At 43.4% G+C, this 20532-nt stretch carries 6 protein-coding genes; 3 read left to right on the top strand and 3 right to left on the bottom strand.

Going from position 1 to position 20532, the window contains the following annotated elements; translation table 11 throughout:
* Nucleotides 1–102: 102 nt before the first annotated feature.
* The 3 genes from ACO05P_RS07430 to ACO05P_RS07420 all read right to left on the bottom strand — a co-directional run bounded on the left by ACO05P_RS07430 (nt 103) and on the right by ACO05P_RS07420 (nt 15976).
* Nucleotides 103–5901 (bottom strand): T9SS type A sorting domain-containing protein, encoded by a 5799-nt coding sequence (locus ACO05P_RS07430; RefSeq protein WP_421754498.1) that lies wholly within the window; start codon nt 5899–5901, stop codon nt 103–105.
* Nucleotides 5902–6205: 304 nt separating this feature from the next.
* Nucleotides 6206–13072, bottom strand: coding sequence for a fibronectin type III domain-containing protein (locus ACO05P_RS07425; protein ID WP_421754497.1), 6867 nt, complete (start codon nt 13070–13072; stop codon nt 6206–6208).
* Between the two features lie 138 nt (nt 13073–13210).
* The gene (locus ACO05P_RS07420; protein WP_421754495.1) at nt 13211–15976 is read right to left on the bottom strand and encodes a T9SS type A sorting domain-containing protein; all 2766 of its coding nucleotides are present in this window, start codon (nt 15974–15976) and stop codon (nt 13211–13213) included.
* 133 nt (nt 15977–16109) lie between these two features.
* Here ACO05P_RS07420 and secDF point away from each other — a divergent pair, with 133 nt between their 5' ends.
* The 3 genes from secDF (at nt 16110) to ACO05P_RS07405 (ending at nt 20500) form a co-directional block, all read left to right on the top strand.
* Entirely contained in the window at nt 16110–19199 is a 3090-nt protein-coding gene (gene secDF, locus ACO05P_RS07415) for a protein translocase subunit SecDF (RefSeq protein ID WP_421754494.1), read from the top strand.
* Nucleotides 19200–19272: 73 nt separating this feature from the next.
* Nucleotides 19273–19557 carry a Sec-independent protein translocase subunit TatA/TatB gene (locus tag ACO05P_RS07410; RefSeq protein ID WP_421754492.1) on the top strand — a complete coding sequence of 95 codons (285 nt, stop codon included), beginning with the start codon at nt 19273–19275 and terminating at the stop codon, nt 19555–19557.
* Between the two features lies 1 nt (nt 19558).
* Nucleotides 19559–20500: a calcium/sodium antiporter gene (locus ACO05P_RS07405; protein WP_421754490.1), complete on the top strand. Its 942-nt coding sequence runs from the start codon at nt 19559–19561 to the stop codon at nt 20498–20500.
* Nucleotides 20501–20532: the final 32 nt, after the last annotated feature.

Below are 20532 nucleotides of genomic sequence, written 5' to 3'. Positions count from 1 at the left end.
TGGTATGGACGGCCTTTGAATACCAGAGCTGCCATTCAAATAGGGAATAAAAAAGCCCGATACCAGAGGCATCGGGCTTATATTATTTACGAAATCAAGAGATTATTTCACACTGAGTCTGCGGTGTGCTTTTAAGTCTCCAGATTGAATTTCGATCATATAGATACCGGAAGCAAGCTGACTTACATCCAGTTCACGCTTAAATTCTCCTCCGGCAGCGCGTTCTTGAACCATCATCACCTCACGGCCTTGAGCGTCCACTAAACGAATTACAGCATCGGCACTGCTTACTGCGGTGAAGTTGATATTCACACTGTAGTTAGCAGGGTTAGGATAAACACTTAAGCTATTGGCTAATGGATTCTCCTCGATACCAATGTTCACATTGATATTGTAGGTCAGGGTATCACTACCACAAGCATTACTTACAATCAAGGTGATCGTATAGCCGCCATTTCCTAAGTAAACCATGGTATCTGCAGCATTGCTGGAAGTAACACCATTACCGAAGTTCCATTCGTAAGTATCAGCATCAGTAGAAGCAGAAGCGTCTACATATACTTCATAGGAGTTACCAATTACCGCACTGTCGATAGTGAAGCTAGCAACTGGTAGAGGACCACTGGCAGTGCTGAAGTTATTCATGGTAAATCCTGAAGTATCGCTGCTGCAAGTGTCAGCAACATATACATCATAAGAGGTACCTGGGCTGAGGTTAGTAATTAAGTAAGGAGCGGTAACAACCCCGGTTAAAGTACCTGTACCAGGTGCAAATCCGGCTGGACCATACTCGATTAAAGAACCTCCGGAATTGCTGTTCCAGTCTACTTCAATTGCATCGCAAGCTACATTGCTAGTAGCCCAAATGGAATCTGGAGCAGCACAGGGAGTTGAAGGACTACCCGAACAGTAGGCGATAAAATTAGCCATGGTATCCCCTTGAGCAGTAAGCCCACTGGCAAAGTAGAAGGCTGCTGTATCCCCTAGAGGATTGTATACAAAGAAGCCAACTTCAGAAGGCCATCCACCTCCGGTAGTTAATACAATCTGAGTAGGTAAGGAGTCACATAAGGAAAGAGAATCCTGATATAAAGTACCACCAGTAAAGTTGGAACCTAGTTTACCGATTTCAATACCATTTTGATATACGGTGATCTCTGCACCATTCCAGCCGTCGCCAAAGGAGTCGGTTAGATCAAAATTGAAGATACATTGTTGACTGGCAGCACAAATGCTTGTATTCATTTTTACAGGGCCAAACCAGGCAGAGGTATCATTAGGACCACAAATCTCACGAACATAGATATCGTAACTAGAAGAAGACATCAATGAGGTTAATGTGGCACTATTGGTTGCACTACTTTGAATGGATCCGGTACCGACAGTATGACCTACTGAACCATATTCTACTTCAAAGCTGGTTCCCGGACCATTCGAAACCCATGACATGGAGATGTCTGTTAATCCACCTGAAGTTTGTACCAAATTAGATGGTGCAGCACAAGTAGGTGGGGTACAAAGGGCGGTAAAGGTTCCCATAATGGTGTTGAGATTGGTCGAACCACTGGGCGCGTAGTTAACTACGGTATCTCCCCAAGGAGTAAAGAACATGATTCCCATTTCTGATGGAAATCCTCCCGCATTGGTAACCACTATAGAGGTTGGGAAATTATCGCATAGCAGCACTGAATCTGAAAATAGAGTGCCTCCGGTAAAGTTCTGCCCTAAGGTAGCAACGGTAACTCCATTTTGGCGAATCTCCACTAAACCATTGTTCCAACCGTCGCCAAAGGAATCCAAGAGGTCATAAGAGAACCAACATTGATTGGCAGCGGCACAAACCGTAGTAGACATTTTAACGGGCCCTACAATACGGCTGCTATCACCAGGGGCACAAATCTCACGGATATATACATCGTAAGAGGTCGCAGCCTGCAAGCTGTTTATTGTAAATGGATTGCTGTTAGCAATAACAGTAGTACCATTTCCTGGAGTAAATCCAACCGGACCATATTCAATCTCCCAGGAGTTACCAACACCATTGGATGTCCAGGAAACATGCATCATGTTTAAGTCAGCGGAATCCAGTTTTAGGTCTGAAGGTCTCACACAGGTAGGAATGGTTTCGTAGATAAGGTCATCTATCAACAATGGGCTGAAGGTAGATCCTTGTCCATGCATCAGTCCAAAGAACATATCGGTACCATTGTAACCATTAGCAGCAGTAAACTCAACATTGTACTGTGTAAAGGCAGTTCCATCTGGATAAATGGTATCGATGGCATGGAAGGTGCTTGCGTCATTTCCATTGCTCATGGTACCTACGATCAATGAATGGGGTGGAGTTGCATTAAAGGTTGCACGAGCATAGAATTCAATGCGCTTATCACCACCATTTAAATCTGTAGTGGGGGGAGAAACCAGGATTAAAGGTGAATTCGTAACACTACCATTGTCTATTTCCACATAGTTAGGAGTAGAGATAGGAGCGTAGAAGGTTAAATCCTGAATGGTTACTCCACTGAAGGTGGAACCATTAAATGAGGGATCTTCCACAATTCCAAAACAACCTACATCTTTAGTAGCAGAGGTATAGGCATCCCAATCTTCGAAATAAGGTGCACTAATAGGGCTACAAGGGGTGCAGAATTGGAATGGTCCGGCCCAGGCTGAGCTATCTCCTGCGGAGCAAACGGAACGAACTAAAAATTCATAACAGGTAAATTGGCTCAAGGTGTCGATTAATATCCCTGAACTGCTGCTCATTACTTGGGTACCAGCTGTTGTTGAGGTTCCCTGATAAAAGCCTGCAGGACCAAACCAGTATTGATAGTTAGAAGCAGTTCCTACCCAATTGAGGGTAGCAGTAGTATCAAATACACTGCTTACAGATAAATTACCTGGTTTAGGGCAGCTAACAGCTTCTAAGGTAAGATCATCAATGGTGAATCCATCACAGCAGGTAGTACTGAAAATGCCGTTTTGACCTTCCTGATCTATACGAATTTGTGTGGTAGCGCTAACGGTTTGGCCCGCGGCAGCTAATGGTCCCACGATATCAACCCCAATAATTGAATCATAAGATCCGGTATTTGGTGAATTCATCACAGCAATTTGAACCCAAGAGTCTGCTACGCTTCCACGGGCAAAGATTTTATTGCCGGGGCGAGAAGTAGCAGTATGACGCATATAGTACAAGCTCAGCGTAATACCAGGAGATGAAGTGTAATTACTTAAATCAACCGTCATGGTGAATTCATTAACCTCCAAATTATTGGTGAAGGTTGACTGACCAATAGTCATTGCCTGCAGTCCATTATGATAGAAGGCCGCTCCGGCTTGTAGGTCAAACCTACCATTTCCGTAGGGTTGCATAGACCAGGTATAGCTTGGATTACAAAGTTGATCAGGACTGGTAAATACAGGACCTGTAGAATAGCTTTCAAAATCTTCAACCAATGGCAACACTGCAGGAGCCGTTAAAGCACAGGCAGTACTGGCAGAAAGGAATACCGGAAGGCTGGCAGCTCCACCCGTACAGGTGTCGATAAGGTAGAAATCATAAGCCGTTTGCGCACTAAGACCGGTGATAGTAATACTGGAGTTGGTGGTACCTACTATGGTTCCGGTTCCAGGGCTAAATCCGGCTGGACCATATTCGATGCTAAAGCTTGTGCCAGAACCTGCAGTCCAGGATAAACCTAAAGAGTCAGAAGTAGCAAAGGTGGTTTTGAAATTGGTTGAACGGGCGCAAAGTTCTTCTTGAATCAGAACATTGTCGATTAACCACCACCATGCCCAGTTGCCGTTATCCTTGTAAACGAAACGTACTTGAAGACTGTCATTTGCATAGGATGTGATATCTATCTTTTGATGGTCTGGCGAACCAAAGGCTCCAATGTTGGCTGTTTGGTTTAATAATCCAATCCAGTTATTACCATCCCAAACTTCAACAATGCCATTTGAGCCAAGGTTTTGGTAGAATTGATCGAATTCTAAATACAGCGTACCAGTGATATTACCAGCATCAATGTATGGGCTCAATAAGTTTTCATCCATAGTTACCGCACCTGAACCTGCATTATCAGAATCCGCTTCCACCCATCCTGGTGAGCTATTCAAGCCCGCTGGGTTAGTGGTTGTTGTTGATGAAGTGGCATGCACCCAGGTATCGGTAGTGGTACCACCATCTTGAGCTATAAAACAGCCTAAACCTATATCAAAGTTTTCAGAGTAGGGTAAGCTTTGAGTTAAGCAAAGAGTGCAGACGGTGAAAGGTCCGGACCATACGGAAGTACCATTACCGCCGCTAGTACAGTCGGTACGGAGGTATACATCATAACAATTGGCAGAACTTAAACCTGTAATGGAGCCTGTATTGCTAGGCAGTGTTCCTACAGTTCCGGTTCCTTGTTGATAACCAACCGGACCAAATTCATATTGTACCGGATTGCTATTGCTGTTATAGCTGAAGGTAGCCGTAGTAATACCTACTGCGTCTAAGCTAATATTGGTTAACTGTGGACAGGCAGGAATTGCTTCATAGACAAAGTCATCGATATAGATATCGCTGAAGGTGTTTTCCAAACCGTGACGGAATACCACGTATTTATCGGATCCATTATAACCACTGGAGGCATTTAAAGGAAGAATAACCAATTGCCATGCGGTGCTTAAAGTAATAGTGTCGATAGGGCTAAACGAAGATCCGGGTAATTGGGAGTTCGAGGTTCCAACAATAAGGGTGTTACTGGCTACTTGTGAGCTTACGTAGAATTTAACCTGACGTGTATTGCTGGTCATATCGCTAAACTCTGGACTTACTGATATCAGGGTGTCACCGGCAATAAATCCAGAACTACTGAATAATTCCAAAACATTGGTTCCGCTGTAAGCATTGGTTACCGTTTCAGTACGTGCATAGGCATTAGTGCTGAAATTATTATACTGAACCCAACACTGGGGTTCGTCGCCATCCGTATCCGACTCAAAGTCTCGAGCGTAATAGGTGTTGAAAGGAACGCAGCTAGTTTCGAAAGTAATAGCACAAAGGGTTCCACTCAAGCCATTAGATCCACAATCAGACTCAACATAAGCCTCATAAGTGGTAGCAGGACTTAAGCCAGTTAGTGTTACAGTGTCGTTTGTGAAGGTTTGAGGAGTAACGGTGCTTGGATCAAATCCAGGTGCACCCACATATACTCGGTAGCCGGAAGTTGCTGCGGCTACAGCATCAAAGGTGAGGATGGCGTCGTTTGGAGTGCTGCTCAGCCAACGAAAGTTCAAGGGAACCGGGCAGTTTAGAGCTTCATCAACGGTGATTTCATCAATGGAGATATCGCCAGTAAAGGAGCTACCTCGTTCACCAACAAACTTGATACGTACTGTATCTCCAAAGTAAGCAGATAAGCTAACCGCTGAGGGTAACCAGCAATCTCCTTCGTCAGTTTGTTGCTGACCCACAATTGAATTTTCAAGGGTCCAGCCTGTGCCGTCATTTACATAAATGTCGAGCTGACCGATGGTAGCACCAAACATGTGGTACAGGAATCGCAATTCAGGGTTGCTTAATCCTACCAAGTCAATAGGGGGGGTGATTAAGCCGGCGGTATCGCCTAAAGCTCCTCCCGAAGTTTCAAGGTAAGCATAGATACCGGTTCCTGAAGCATCATTCAAAGGTCCGGTTCCGGTTGAATTTGCTGTACCGCTGGATTCATATTCCCAGCGTGGTGCGGTTGAACGTGTTCCCACATAACAATTCCCGAAGGTGGCTTGGTAGCCAGTTGCTTCTGAGTCGAAATTTTCGGTGTAGGGAGTTGAGAGTGGAGAGCTTGGCGGACATTGTGCCGCCGCTCCTAGCCATAGATTGACGAGGAGCAGGGTTAGTAGTACTCTTTTCATCTAGTTAGGGATATTACAGTTTGCTATACAATAATAGCTTTTTAAAATGAGAAATTTAACTGTTTTTATTGCTTCTAGTGAATAATTACTGGAAAAGAGGATTGAAGTAAGGCTTTTGTAAAGAGTGTATTAGCTAATGAAGTCTTTGTTTTTTTAGGAGGGTATATTCCTAAAGATAGAAAGGCATTAGTTCCAGGGTATATAAGGCTTTTTAGCTTTTTAACTCAGGTATTTCAATGCAAAAAAAAGCCCCCCTTGCAGCATGGAAGCTACAAGGGGGGCAGTATTGAAATTCCTGAGAATTTTATTTCACACTAAGTCTACGGTGTGCTTTTAAGTCTCCGGATTGAATTTCGATCATATAGATACCGGAAGCAAGCTGACTTACATCCAGTTCACGCTTAAATTCTCCTCCGGCAGCGCGTTCTTGAACCATCATCACCTCACGGCCTTGAGCGTCCACTAAACGAATTACTGCATCGGCACTGCTTACTGCGGTGAAGTTGATATTCACACTGTAGTTAGCAGGGTTAGGATAAACACTTAAGCTATTGGCTAATGGATTCTCCTCGATACCAATGTTCACATTGATATTGTAGGTCAGGGTATCACTACCACAAGCATTACTTACAATCAAGGTGATCGTATAGCCACCATTTCCTAAGTAAACCATGGTATCTGCAGCATTGCTGGAAGTAACACCATTACCAAAGTTCCATTCGTAAGTATCAGCATCAGTAGAAGCAGAAGCATCTACATATACCTCATAAGAACTACCTACCACCGCACTGTCGATAGTGAAGCTAGCAACTGGTAATGGACCAGAAGCGGTAGAAGTACTTACCATATTGAAGGCTGAGGTATCGCTGGTACCACAAGTATCGGCAACATAAATGTCATAAGCGGTACCAGGGCTCAAGCTTGAGATCAGATATGGAGCGGTTACAACACCTGTTAAGGTTCCGGTACCTGGAGTAAATCCGGCTGGACCATACTCAATTAAAGAACCACCGGTATTGCTGTTCCAGTCTACTTCGATTCCATCACAACTAACATTTGAAGTTGCCCAGATAGAGTCTGGCATAGCACATGGGGTAGGTGCTCCAGTACAACTAGCTACAAAGCTTACCAAAGTATCACCTTGTGCAGTTGAAGAACTGGCAATATAGCTACCTACACTCGCTCCGGTTGGATCAAATACTTCCACTCCGATTTCACTTGGCCATCCACCAGCAGTAGTTAAAGCCACAGAGGTTTGGAACATATCACAAAGCTGGATAGAATCCTTAAGTAAGGTTCCGGTTGTAAAGTTGGATCCCATTTTACCTACTTCGATTCCGTTTTGGTAAATGGTTACTTCGCCACCGTTCCATCCGTCTCCGAAGGTGTCTTTAAGATCGAATACAAACCAACATTTGCTGCTGGCTAAACAGATATCAGTGCTAGCCACTAAAGGACCAGTCCAAGCTGAGGTATCTGCTGCACCACAAATCTCACGTACATATACATCATAATTAGTAGCTGCAGTAAGGCTGTTGATGGTCTCAGGATTGTTAGAAGTAGTTAAAAGAGTTCCACTTCCAGGCGTAAATCCTACCGGACCGTATTCAATTTGCCAGCTGGTACCAGTACCATTTGCCGTCCAACCAACTGTGATGTCGTTTAAGTTCTTAGCAGTTTGTACCAAGAAAGTAGGACGAGGGCAGCTTGCTCCAACTTGTACACGGAAATCATCGATGGAGATATCACCAGTGAAAGAAGTTCCGCGATGTCCTACGAATACAAATTTGTATACACCTGGAGTTAAGTTAGCAATGCTCACATTGCGTTGCCAGAATGGATCTGACTGCGCAGTTTGTTGTTGACCAACCAAGCTGTCGATAGCAGTACGACCACCAAGGTTATCCTCAGCATATACAACCAAACGGTTGATAGTTGCTCCGAACATGTGGTACCAGTATTCTACTTCAGGACTGGCTAAACCAGTGATGTCGATGGGTGGAGAGATTAACTCTGCAGGACCACCAGTAGAAGATGTTTCCAAGTACATATAAGTACCACCAGTTACACTTGGAGTAGTGGCATCATAGAATGGACCAGTACCAGTACTGTTCTCATTTGCACCAGTGGCATCTTCTGATTCCCAATGAACAGAACCACTAATGGTATTATGTGTCCAACAGTTTTCCCAACCTGTAGGAGTACCTGAAGAAACACCAATGGTAATACCTTCGAAATTGGTATAGTAAGGAGCAGGATTGCTAGGAGCACAAAGTGTGCTGAAGCAGAAAGGTCCTCTCCAGAAGCTGGTATCGGTAGCCGAGCAAATTTCACGCACCCAAACACAGTATCCGGTACCTGGAGTAAGTCCAGCTAAGGTAGCGGCAGGGGTTGAAATCGTAGTACGAGTATTACCCGGATCACCTAATGGGTTGATACCGTATTCGTACTCAAAGCTAGAACCACCATTAGCGCTGGTCCAACTTACGCTGGCACTATTCGATGTGATGCTGTTAACATCCAAACTATCAGGACGAATACAACTTGGAATTGCTTCGTAGAAGATGTCATCGATGAAGATAGTATGGAAGGTTGCTTTTAATCCGTGAGCAATCGCAAAGTACTTATCAGTACCGTTGTAGCCATTTGTGGCATCAAAATTAACGATGTACTCCATCATAGCTCCCGTTTGCAATGGAATGGTATCCAAAGCATTGAAAGTGCTATTGTCTAATGGATTGCTCATTGAACCTACTACGATTTCAGGACTATTGAAGGTAGTGGTAGTACGAGCATAGAATCGGATACGCTTATCTGAGGCATTTAAGTCAGTAGTGCGTGGAGAGATCAAGATTAGATCATCATTCACAACACTTCCATTGTCCAATTCCACCACATTAGGAGCAGTGAAAGGCTGGTTAAAGGTGCTGTTCTGAATAGTAACTCCCTGGAAGGTGCTGATAGTTAAACTAGGATCTTCATATTTATTGAAACATCCTAAGTCTAAACCAGCGCTTAAAGCATCCCAATCCTCATGAGAAGGAGCAGAAATACTTAAACATTCTGTTTTAAAGCAATTAGGACCTACCCAAATACTGGTGTCACCGGCTGCACAAATTTCGCGTACCCAGAAACAGTAATTGGTTCCAGGAGTCAATCCAGAAATAGTAGCGGTATCGTTGCTTACCACAGTTCTACTGTTACCGGAAGCACCGAAAGCACCTGTTCCATATTCAATTTGGAAGTTACCCGTACTTCCGCTGAAAGGAGTCCAGCTTACCACCGCATTCATACTATCTACTTGCAAAGTAGCAAGGTTGCTTACTTCAGGACAAGTAGGAATTTGCTCATAGGTTAGGTCATCAATTAATACGGTACGGAAGGTAGCTTCTTGACCATGAGCAATGGCAAAGTAAAGGTCTGTTCCGTTGTAACCATTAGCGGTAGTCAGGTTTACTACATAACGAGTAAAGGCTGCACCGTCAGGGTTAATGGTATCAATTGCATGGAATGTACTGGCATCAGTGCCATCACTCATAGTTCCTACAACAATACTGTGAGGAGGAGTGGCGGTAAAGGTTGCACGGCTATAGAATACCAGGCGTTTGTCTCCAGCAGCCATATCGGTTGTGGGAGGAGACACCAACAATAAAGGAGATGCAGTAGCCGATGAGTTATCCATTTCTACATAGTTAGGAGTAGAAATAGGATTATAGAATGTGCTATTCTGAATAGTCACCCCTAAGAAGTTCGAGCTATTTAAGCTAGGATCTTCGATAGAGCTGAAACATCCAAGGTCCTTAGAAGCCGAAGAAAGGGCATCCCAGTTTTCTGAATGAGGAGCACTAATTGGGCTACAAGGAGTACAGAATTGGTAAGGAGCACTCCAGGATGAAGTATCACCAGGCTGACATACTGTACGTACCAGGAATTCGTAGCAGGTAAATGGACTTAAAGTATCTACAACTACACCGGAGCTAGCATTAAAGGCTTTTACTCCGCCGGTGGTGCTGGTACCTTGGTAGAAACCTGCAGGACCAAACCAATATTGGAAGTTGGAAGCAGAAGAAGCACCAGCCCAATTTAAGGTAGCGGTGGTGTCAAATACATTGCTCACATTTAATCCACCAGGAAGTGGACAAGCAACAGCTTCGAGGGTAATATCCTCTAAAGTATAGCCATCGCAGCAAGTATTACTAAAGTTGGATCCAGATTGACCTTCTTGATCGAAGCGAATTTGAGTAGTAGCACTCACGCTTTGTCCTACAAGACCTAAAGGCGCTACAATGTCCATTCCGATAATTGAATCGAAAGAACCACTTGCAGAGTTATTTAGGCTGGCTAATTCTACCCAAGTGTCTGATGCGCTACCACGAGCATACACTTTGTTTCCAGCGCGAGAAGTGGTAGTATGACGCATCCAGTAGAAGCTTAATTCAATACCATTCGCAGTGGTATAGTTGCTTAAGTCTACGGTCATAACCATACTATTGGTTTCAACGGTAGAAACAAACGGATCATGATCCACAGTTAATGCCTGTAATCCATTTCGGTAATAAGTAGAACCTGCTTGCAAGCGGAAACGGCCATTTCCGGATGATGGGTTTAAGGACCAGTAATACGATGGATTACACAGATATTCGGTAGTACCGTTGAAGGTAGGACCTTGACTGTAATTTTCAAACCCTTCTGTTAATGGCAATACAGCTGGAGTGCTGATGGCACAAGCAGTTGCAGCATTTAAGAATACAGGTAAACTCGCTACACCGCCAGAACAAGTGTCGATTAGATAAAAATCGTAGCTGGTTTGTGCACTTAAGCCTGTAATGGTAATGGTAGAGTCAGTGGTACTGGTGAGTGTTCCGCTACCAGGCGTAAATCCTGCAGGACCATATTCAATACCAAAAGTATTTCCAGCACCTGGATCCCAGGCAAGACCCACTGAGTCAGCTGTAACAAAGGCTGTTGTAAAATTGGTTGAGCGGGCACAAAGTTCTTCTTGTACAAGAACATTGTCAATTACCCACCACCAGGCCCAAACGCCATTGTCTTTGTATACGAAACGTACTTGAAGACTGTCGTTGGCATAAGCGGTAATATCAATTTTTTGATGATCTGGATTTCCCCAGGCACCAACATTGGAAGAGTTTTGAGTTAGAACATTAACCCAGGCATTACCGTCCCAAATTTCAACCTCGGCATTAGAGCCTAAGTGCTGATAGAACTGGTCAAATTCGAGATATAAAGTTCCGGTAATGCTTCCAGCATCGATATAAGCACTGGTGATATTCTCATCCATGGTTATAGCACCGGAACCAGCATTATCTGAATCGGCTTCAATCCAACCTGGGGAAGCATCAAGTGCAGTACCCGTAGTAGTGGTAGTAGTATTTGAAGATGTAGCATGAATCCAGGTATCAGTGGTATTACCACCATCGGTTACTACGAAACAACCTAAACCAATATCGAAGTTTTCGGAATAAGGTAAAGATTGGGTAGTACAAAGAGTACAAATGGTAAATGGACCAGACCAAACAGAGGTTCCGTTACCACCACCAGTACAATCAGTACGCAGGTAAACATCATAGCAGCTGGCAGAACTTAAACCACTAATGGTTCCTGATCCAGCAGGAAGAGTACCTACTGTACCGGTACCTTGAGTATAACCTACAGGACCCCATTCGTATTGAACTGGGTTACCATTGCTGTTATAGCTAAAGCTGCTGGTAGTGATACCAATACCAGTTTGACTGATGTTGGTTAACTGAGGACATGCAGGAATGGCTTCGTAAACAAAGTCATCAATGTATACATCGCTGAAAGTGTTCTGCATTCCGTGACGGAATACAATATACTTGTCGGTTCCATTGTATCCGCTAGCAGCGTTTAAAGGAAGAATTACCAATTGCCAAGAACCACTAAGGTTGCTAAGAGTGTCGATCCAAGAGATTGGAGCACCTGGGTTTTGAGAGTTGGTTGTACCAATCATCAACGTATTGGTGCTGGATTGAGATGCAACCTGGAATTTAATCTGACGAGCATTACTGGTCATATCACTAAATTCAGGGCTGATCGCCATCAGGGTGTCTGCTGGAGTACCACCACTTGCGCTGTAGAGTTCCAATACATTAGAACCACTATAAGGTTGTGGGCTGTTGAATGTGGAAAGCGTTACTACTTCTGCCCAAGAACTGGTGGGGTTGTAAGAAGAATACTGTGCCCAACATTGTGCGGGGTCGCCAGAAGCGTCACTATCAAAGTCGCGGCTATAGAATGTGTTGAAAGGAACACAAGTAGTTTGGAATAGTAATCCTTTACAAAGAGTTCCACTAACACCATTAGTGCCACAATCAGACTCTACATATACTTCGTAGTTACTGGCGGCAGTTAATCCGGTTAAAGTAACCGTATTGCTGGTGTAGTTTGTAGGAGTAACCGTTGTGGGGTCAAATCCTGGGGCTCCAACATAAACGTTGTAACCTGACGTAGCATTGGCTACAGCGTCGAAAGTGATAGTAGCACTAGTTGGTGTACTGCTCACCCAAGTTAAGTTCAAGGGGATGGCGCAGTTCAATTCGTTGTCAACCTCAATTTCATCAATTGAAATGTCACCGGTAAAAGAACTACCGCGCTCTCCAACGAATTTAACCTGTACAGTGTCGCCAAAATAGCTGGCTAAACTTACAGAAGCAGGCAACCAGCAATCGTTTTCGTCAGTTTGTTGCTGACCAACGATGGAGCTTTCTAAGGTCCAACCTGTTCCGTCATTAACGTAAACATCTAATTGGCCAATGGTTGCACCGTACATATGGTACATGAAGCGGAGTTCTGGGTTGCTTAAACCAACCAGATCAATTGCTGGGGTAATTAAACCAGAAGTGTCGCCTTGTGCACCACCTGAAGTTTCCAGATAGGCATACAAACCAGAACCTGATGCATCATTAAGGGGACCGGTACCGGTAGAGTTACTTGTTCCGCTGGTTTCATATTCCCAGCGAGGATTGGAACTGGTGGTTCCAATGTAGCAGTTCCCGAATGTTGCTTGATAGCCCGCTGTCTCGGAGTCGAAATCCTCCGTGTAGGGCGTCACCAAGGGGGAGCTAGGCGGACATTGAGCATAGCCCAACTGCCATAACCCCACCAAAGTGAGGGTTAATAGTAATCTTTTCATAAACAATGGATAATTATTACGAATGCAATAATAAACTTTTCAACTTTGTTTAGAAGAATTCTAAAGGCTGAAATGTCTCAGATTTTTAACATTTAGTTAATAACCACTCCTTTGTTAGGGCGGGAAAAATGCAGATAGCTAATGCTTGAGGATAAATCTAAAGGACTTGCGGTCGGTGGCACTTTCAATGATTCCGATATACAATCCATCCTTTAAGTTCGAGCTTAGACTAATCTCGGAACTGGCGTCAATCTCCTGATTGAAAACCTGTTGCCCTTGAACATTGAATATTCGAAGCTTACTGTACTCGGCTAAAACATCCGGGGTTAAATCGATATGAAATTGACCCTTGTTGGGGTTGGGGTATATATTGATGGCTTTCTCCGAGACAGGATTTTCTGGATTGGAGAAACTGTATTCATTTCCATAGAATAAGCTAAGGCCGCCACTTAAATTGCCAACCACCGCATCTAGATAACCATCACCATTAAGATCGGCAAAATCAGCATTGCTACGTTCACCAATATAAAGATCATGGTGTTGAGCGGCAGGAACGGGTATTAAGGCAGGGGTTAAGCTTAATCGAATATCCGGACGTTTTTGGATGGTTTGCAAATAGGGCATGGTACAGCCATCAGCCGAAAGGTTATTGTAATTAGTGATATCCCCATAAGAATGGCAATTAAAGCCCTGATCAGTCATGGCTAAATGAATATTGCTGGCTGGGAAGTTTCCACTAAAACATACTTCAATAATTAAATTCGAATGTCCATCCCAGAGATGAGGGTTTTGCAGTGGAATGGTGTTCCAGCCATTGCCGAAATTGTAAATGAAGTTTTCCAGAGGATAAGGGTAGGGGAAGTTCTCTTCAAAACCATTTAAACTGGTAGCGGTGGTATTTTTCATTTTAACCGTAAATCCATTTGATAATACGGATCCCCCTTTATCTACCACATTAAACCCAATGCTTTCGATATCCCCATAAAGGTATCCTTTGGCTTGTAATTCAGAAGCCAAAATCAAAAATTGGTTTCGGCCACTGCGCTTACTGATGCCAAAAAGGCTTTCGTCACTCGTTAAACTTTGTTTGCTGCCATTGCCAATCGTGTCGCTAATGGAGCTTGGCAATTTGGATACTGTATCTACTTGATCAAATTGGGTGACCCCCAATTTTCGAGAACCTACAAACAAGGTAGTACTGCCTGTGCTGTCTCGGTAAAAAACGGGTACCGCATTTCCAGATAAATTCTGGGCAGAAACACTAACCGCTCCAAAGAAGGAAGATTGTTGGCTGAAATTTGGCGCTGAAGCTGAACTGTTTTCGAACCAGTAAATTTTGCCTTGTTCATTTCCAACAAACAAATCCAGGTCACCATCGTCATCTAAATCAAAAAGATAAGGCGCAGCATTTGCTCCTACATCTGTATTCGTTATAATGTAGGTATCTACCGTAAAAGATGGTGAAGTAGCGGAGCCAATATTTTTTAAATAGTGGAAATAACCGCTGTTGGCACCTACGATGATATCTTGGTCACCATCGCCATCTAAATCACCAAAAGCCGGTACGATTTCAGTTCCGAAATTGTAGGACAAGATATCTGCGAAATTGGTGTCAACCAGTGTAAACTCTGCCTGTTGCGCAGTGCCGGTATTCTCGAAGTAGTACAATTGAGAGTGAGAGACCCCTGGTTGCATAAAGCGGTTTCCAACGCTCAGTATCAAGTCTACCAAACTATCTCCGTTTAAATCTACTAAACGAGGTGTGCTGGCGGCTCCCGCATCATTCATTTCTCCTTGCAAATAATTGTCTTCCTGGAAAATGAAATTGGGTTGTGAATTAGTACCGATGTTTTTATAGTGCCATATACCTCGGTGGTTCGACGACATATCCGGACTGCCACTGGTGGCGGAGCTAAAGCTACTTAATACCAGGTCATCCACTCCATCGGTTCCGGTTTCAGCCCGGAAGGCTCCCGGAAAATTGAACAGGTCTACGGGGTGTGAAGGGGGGTACATCGTGTCTTGAGCAACCATTGCCGAGGAATCTAAAGTTCCACCATTACTGAGGGCAGAGAGGTTATTGTAGGAAACATTAGAAAGGAGAAGGTCTACTACATTATCATTATCCAGATCCCAGGTGAGCATGGAGCTCCCGGTATGTAAAACCTTTCCTGGACCCAGAGCCCGCTTATTACCGGTGGTGCAATTATTTAATTCTACCGAACGATAGATACCTCCTTCTTTAAACAATCCCCAGCAATTTCCGGTCTGAACATAATTTAGTCCGCAAGGACTGGTGTTTTCATGAAATTCTACTTTAACCCCACCATTGCCAAAGGTTAAAATATCCAGATCGCCATCGCCGTCTACATCATTAATATCTGGGAGATCTGCTCGAGAAATATAGAGTTTGGAGACTCCTGAAGCGAGGTAATCCGTATCTAAATGCTTTCCATTATTTGCAATACTGAAGCTTAACTCCCCATTGGAACTGGTATTCTCATAAACATAAAGGAAGGAGCCGTCGGAATAAAAAATGTCATTTAGTCCATCACAATTGTAATCGCGCAAGAGAATAAAGGCACCTTCACCGCGTGGAAGAGGAAAATGTTTGAGGTATTCTGGGTGATATCGTAAAACAGTATCTCCGTTTACTTCTTCCCACATCATTGGTAAAAGTCTTTTTCCACTTCGATCGAAAACTAAAAGATCGGTCAGTCCATCGAAGTTTAAATCCAAATTGTTGAAAACCGGGTAATTTAATCCACCGGCCCAAGGGTTGGCAATGGTGTCCGTACCATTGTATACTTTGGTATTGATCTGTTGCTCAAAGGAAAAGCGAAGTTGAGCACTTAATTGAAATTGCAAAAAAGTGAATAGCAAAGAGAGAAGAAAGGTGCGCATTTACAGAGACTTTTGGTAAAATTACGCAAATATCTTACTGAAGGCTTGGTGATATAGTCAACGTACATTGTGATTTATTTACTGAAAAACTATATTTGCCGCCTTTATTTGAACACCCTTTTACGACTAAGTAATGCAGAATAAAGGAGTTATCCGACTGTTTGCCATAGTGTTTGCTTTGGCTTGTATTTATCAGCTTTCATTTACCTATATCACCCGCTCTGTCGAAAGTGATGCAGATGACTATGCTGCCGGCGACCTAGAACGCCGTGAAAGCTATCTCGACTCCGTGCGTAGTGAGGTGGTTTACAATGTACTAATTGATGAATTCACTTATGCTGAAGTGAAGGAAAAGGAAATTAACCTTGGCCTTGACTTACGTGGTGGTATGAATGTTATCCTCGAAGTATCGGTAAAAGATATCCTTCGCGAGATTTCAAATCAAAGCAAAGACATTGTATTCACCGAGGCTATTAAACTTGCGGATCAGAATGCTACCGAGAATCAAGAAAATTACCTGGACAATTTCTTTGCTGCTTTCAAGCAAATTAATGCGGATCGTGGGGGGAACTTAAAGATGAGTGATCCTAAGGTGTTCGGGACCAAGGAAATGAACGATAAACTCGGTTTTAACGCCTCCGATGCGGAAGTTGAAGCTGAATTGCGCGCTCAGGTGAATGCCTCTGTTGAAAACGTATATACCGTATTACGGGCTCGTATCGACCAATTCGGTGTGGTACAACCTAACATTCAACGTTTGGATGATGGTGGCCGTATTTTGGTAGAACTTCCCGGGGTAAAAGATCCGGATCGTGTTAAAAAATTATTGCAGTCTACTGCCGAGCTCGAATTCTATGAATTATACGAAGGCTATGAACTATTAAACTTTATGATTCAAGCGAATGAGCGCTTGCGAGGTTTAGTGGAAAATCCAAATGCTGGAAAAGATAGTGCCACCGCAACTCAAAGTGGAGAGGAGCAAGGTTCAGACTTCTTGAATGAAATTCAATCGGTTACTGATGCTGCTACAGATAGTAGTTCTTCAGATAGCACATCTGCCATGGCTGCGGCCGAAAGTGATTCTTTAAGCTCAGATAGTGCAAACGTAGTTAACCAGTTCAACCCGCTTTGGGAGGTATTTGGTCCTAATATCGACAATGAAACCGGTCAGCCTAATCGCGGTCCTATCGTTGGGGTATCCAGTGTAGGTGATACCGATAAGGTGAATGAATACCTTTCCAATCCACGTATCTTAGCTTTGATCCCCGGAAGTCTTCGCAATGTGAAGTTCATTTGGACGGCTAAGCCTGATGATGGTGGATTACTCTACTTATTAGCGGCTAAAACAACTCGCGATGGCAAAGCGGCCATGAGTGGTGATGTAGTTGTAGATGCACGTCAAGACTTTAACCAGGCAAATGAGCCGGTGGTTACCATGAGCATGAATGCCAGTGGTGCCAGCCGTTGGGCTAAAATTACCCGTGAGGCTGTAGGAGATCAGGCTAATCCTGACGATAATCGTTCTGTTGCGGTAGTCTTAGATAACCTTGCTTATTCTTACCCTCGTGTGAATAACGAAATCAGCAATGGTAATACTGAAATCGTTGGAAGCTTTACTGTAACTGAAGCGCAAGACCTTGCCAATATTTTAAAGGCCGGTGCTTTACCTGCTCCAGCTCGTATTATCCAAGCTGATATTGTTGGACCTAGCTTAGGTAAACAAGCCATTAGTGCAGGATTATGGTCATTCGTAATTGCTCTTGCCATAGTGATGGTTTATATGATTTTCTATTACAATGGTGCGGGTGCTGCTTCCGATCTGGCTTTGATCGTAAACATGTTCTTTATCTTTGGAGTATTAGCTTCTTTAGGTGCAGTGCTAACCTTACCCGGTATTGCCGGTATCGTACTAACCATTGGTATGGCGGTAGATGCGAACGTGCTGATCTATGAGCGTATTCGTGAGGAATTAACTCATGGTAAAGGATTGCGTTTAGCCATCGAAGATGGGTACAAGAACGCTTATTCTTCCATTATTGATGCCAACGTTACTACCTTCTTAACCGGCGTTATTCTTTATGCATTTGGTACCGGGCCAATTCGAGGATTTGCCACAACTTTGATTATCGGTATTCTTACCTCTTTATTCTGTGCAATCTTCATTACTCGTTTGGTGTTTGAAGCTCGTTTAGGTGCGAAAAAGTCGGTGAGTTTCTTTACCAATGCAACTCGCAATGCCTTTACGAAGTTTAATATCGATTTCCTTGCAAAGCGTAAAATTGCTTATACCATTAGTGGTTTGATCATCTTAACCGGTATCATTTCACTTTCTACTCGTGGCTTAAACTACGGTGTGGATTTCGTAGGTGGACGTTCATATCAAGTGCGCTTTGATCAAGCTGTAAACTCGGTAGATATTCAAACTACCCTGGGTGATTATTTTGTGAATGAAGATGGTACTAAGGTTTTCCCAGAAGTAAAAACTATTGGTGAAGCATCTCAAGTAATCATTACCACCAAGTATAAGATCAACGAAACCGGAACTGAGGTAGAGGCTGATATCAAGAATCGTTTATACGAAGGTGTAAGTTCTTTCTATCAAAGTGCACCTTCAAAAGAAGAATTTTTCTCTGAGGCTTCAGGAGCTAGCGATATTGGTATTGTGGCCGAGCGTCAGGTAGGTCCAACCATTGCCGATGATATTAAGTCCTCAGCAGTATTAGCGATCATTTTCTCCTTAGTGGTGATCTTCCTTTACATCTTAATCCGCTTTAGTAAATGGCAGTTTAGCGCCGGTGCTGTAGTAGCGGCCTTCCACGATGTATTGGTAGTATTGTCACTCTTCTCCTTACTCTACGGTATCTTACCTTTCTCTTTAGAGATCGATCAAGCCTTTATCGCAGCCGTGTTAACCGTAATTGGTTACTCGCTGAATGATACCGTGGTTGTATTTGACCGTATTCGTGAATACATGCGTACGCATAACCTTAAGAAGAAAGGAATTAATGAAGTGGTGAACGACGCCTTGAACCGAACTTTGAGTCGTACCGTAAACACCTCTTTAACTACCTTCTTTGTATTGCTGATCATCTTCATCTTTGGTGGTGAGGTAATCCGAGGCTTTATGTTCGCACTCTTAATCGGTATTGTTGTGGGTACTTATTCATCCCTCTTCATTGCTACTCCGATTATGATTGACACCATGAAAAAAGAGGAGGAATAGTCCTTCTGAAACAATAGTCTTGAACCCCGATTTCTTTCGTAAGGAGTCGGGGTTTTTTGGTTAATTTTGAATTATGATTTTTCAAACCCTCCCATTTATGTTTTTCAATATCAGCGGCGGTGAAATCGTGGTGATTTTACTGTTGGTGATCATGTTTTTCGGGGCCAATCGAATCCCGGAAATTGCGCGTGGAATTGGTAAAGGAATCAGAGAGGTGCGCAATGCAACGGAGGATATCAAGAATGAGATCAATAAGACCAGTGAAGGTTCCGACTTAAAGAAGTTTAAGGACAAGATCGAATCAGAGAAAAAGGAAATCGAAGAAATCACGGGTTCCATCAAGCGAAATAAGTTCTAGAATGGATTATTTCCTGGTATTGGTAGGGGTTTTACTCCTTCTTTTTGGTGGAGATTGGTTAGTAAAGGCATCAGTGGATATCGCTCTGAGAGCTAAGATTTCTCTTCTTGTTGTTGGTATGACAGTGGTTAGTTTTGCTACTTCTGCCCCCGAACTGCTAGTAAGCCTAAAAGCGGCTTTAGAAGGTCACGTTGATATTTCTTTTGGAAATGTGATCGGTTCCAATATTGCAAACATCTCTCTCATTTTAGGTTTAACCGCTATGGTGTTCCCGATGCAGGTGAGTAAGCGCACCATGCGGGTGGATTGGGGAATAATGTTTTTTGTTACCCTATTACTCTATGTGTTTCTTTTAAATGGCTTGTTGGGCTTTTGGGAAGCTTTGATCTTATTTATTTTACTCGTCCTTTATAATCTCTTTCAAATTCGTGGATCACGCAAGCAGAAGAGGGTAGAGCCTGAAGTATCGGAGGCCAAATTGCTTAAGCTTTGGCAAATGGTGTTTTTCCTGGCGGCAGGAATAGCCGGATTGCGATTTGGATCGGAGTTCCTGGTAAAAGGTGCAGTAAACATCGCTACCGACTGGGGTATAAGCGAAAGGGTAGTGGGGCTTACTGTAGTTTCTATTGGCACCAGCTTACCCGAATTAGCCGCTTCATTAATTGCGAGTTTTAAAGGCGAGCAAGATCTTTCTTTAGGAAACCTCATTGGATCTAATATCTTTAATATTCTGGCCGTATTGGGTATCACTGGCTTGATCACGGATTTACCCGTACAAAGTGCCGCACTCATGTCCTTTGATTTCCCCTGGTTAATTGGAATAAGCCTAATCCTCTTACCATTTATGCTATGGTTGAAGCGTGGTATCATAAGTCGCTGGCAAGGATTTATAATGTTTGCCTTGTATACCGTGTATTTACTAGGGGTTATCGATGTGATTTGATCTTATTCGCTTGTTGACCCCTTGTTTTTAAG

It is taken from the genome of Croceimicrobium sp. (assembly GCF_965228705.1).
Lineage (GTDB): Bacteria > Bacteroidota > Bacteroidia > Flavobacteriales > Schleiferiaceae > Croceimicrobium.
The sequence above is the reverse complement of the archived record's forward strand: the minus strand, read 5'-3'. Positions and strand labels throughout refer to the sequence as shown.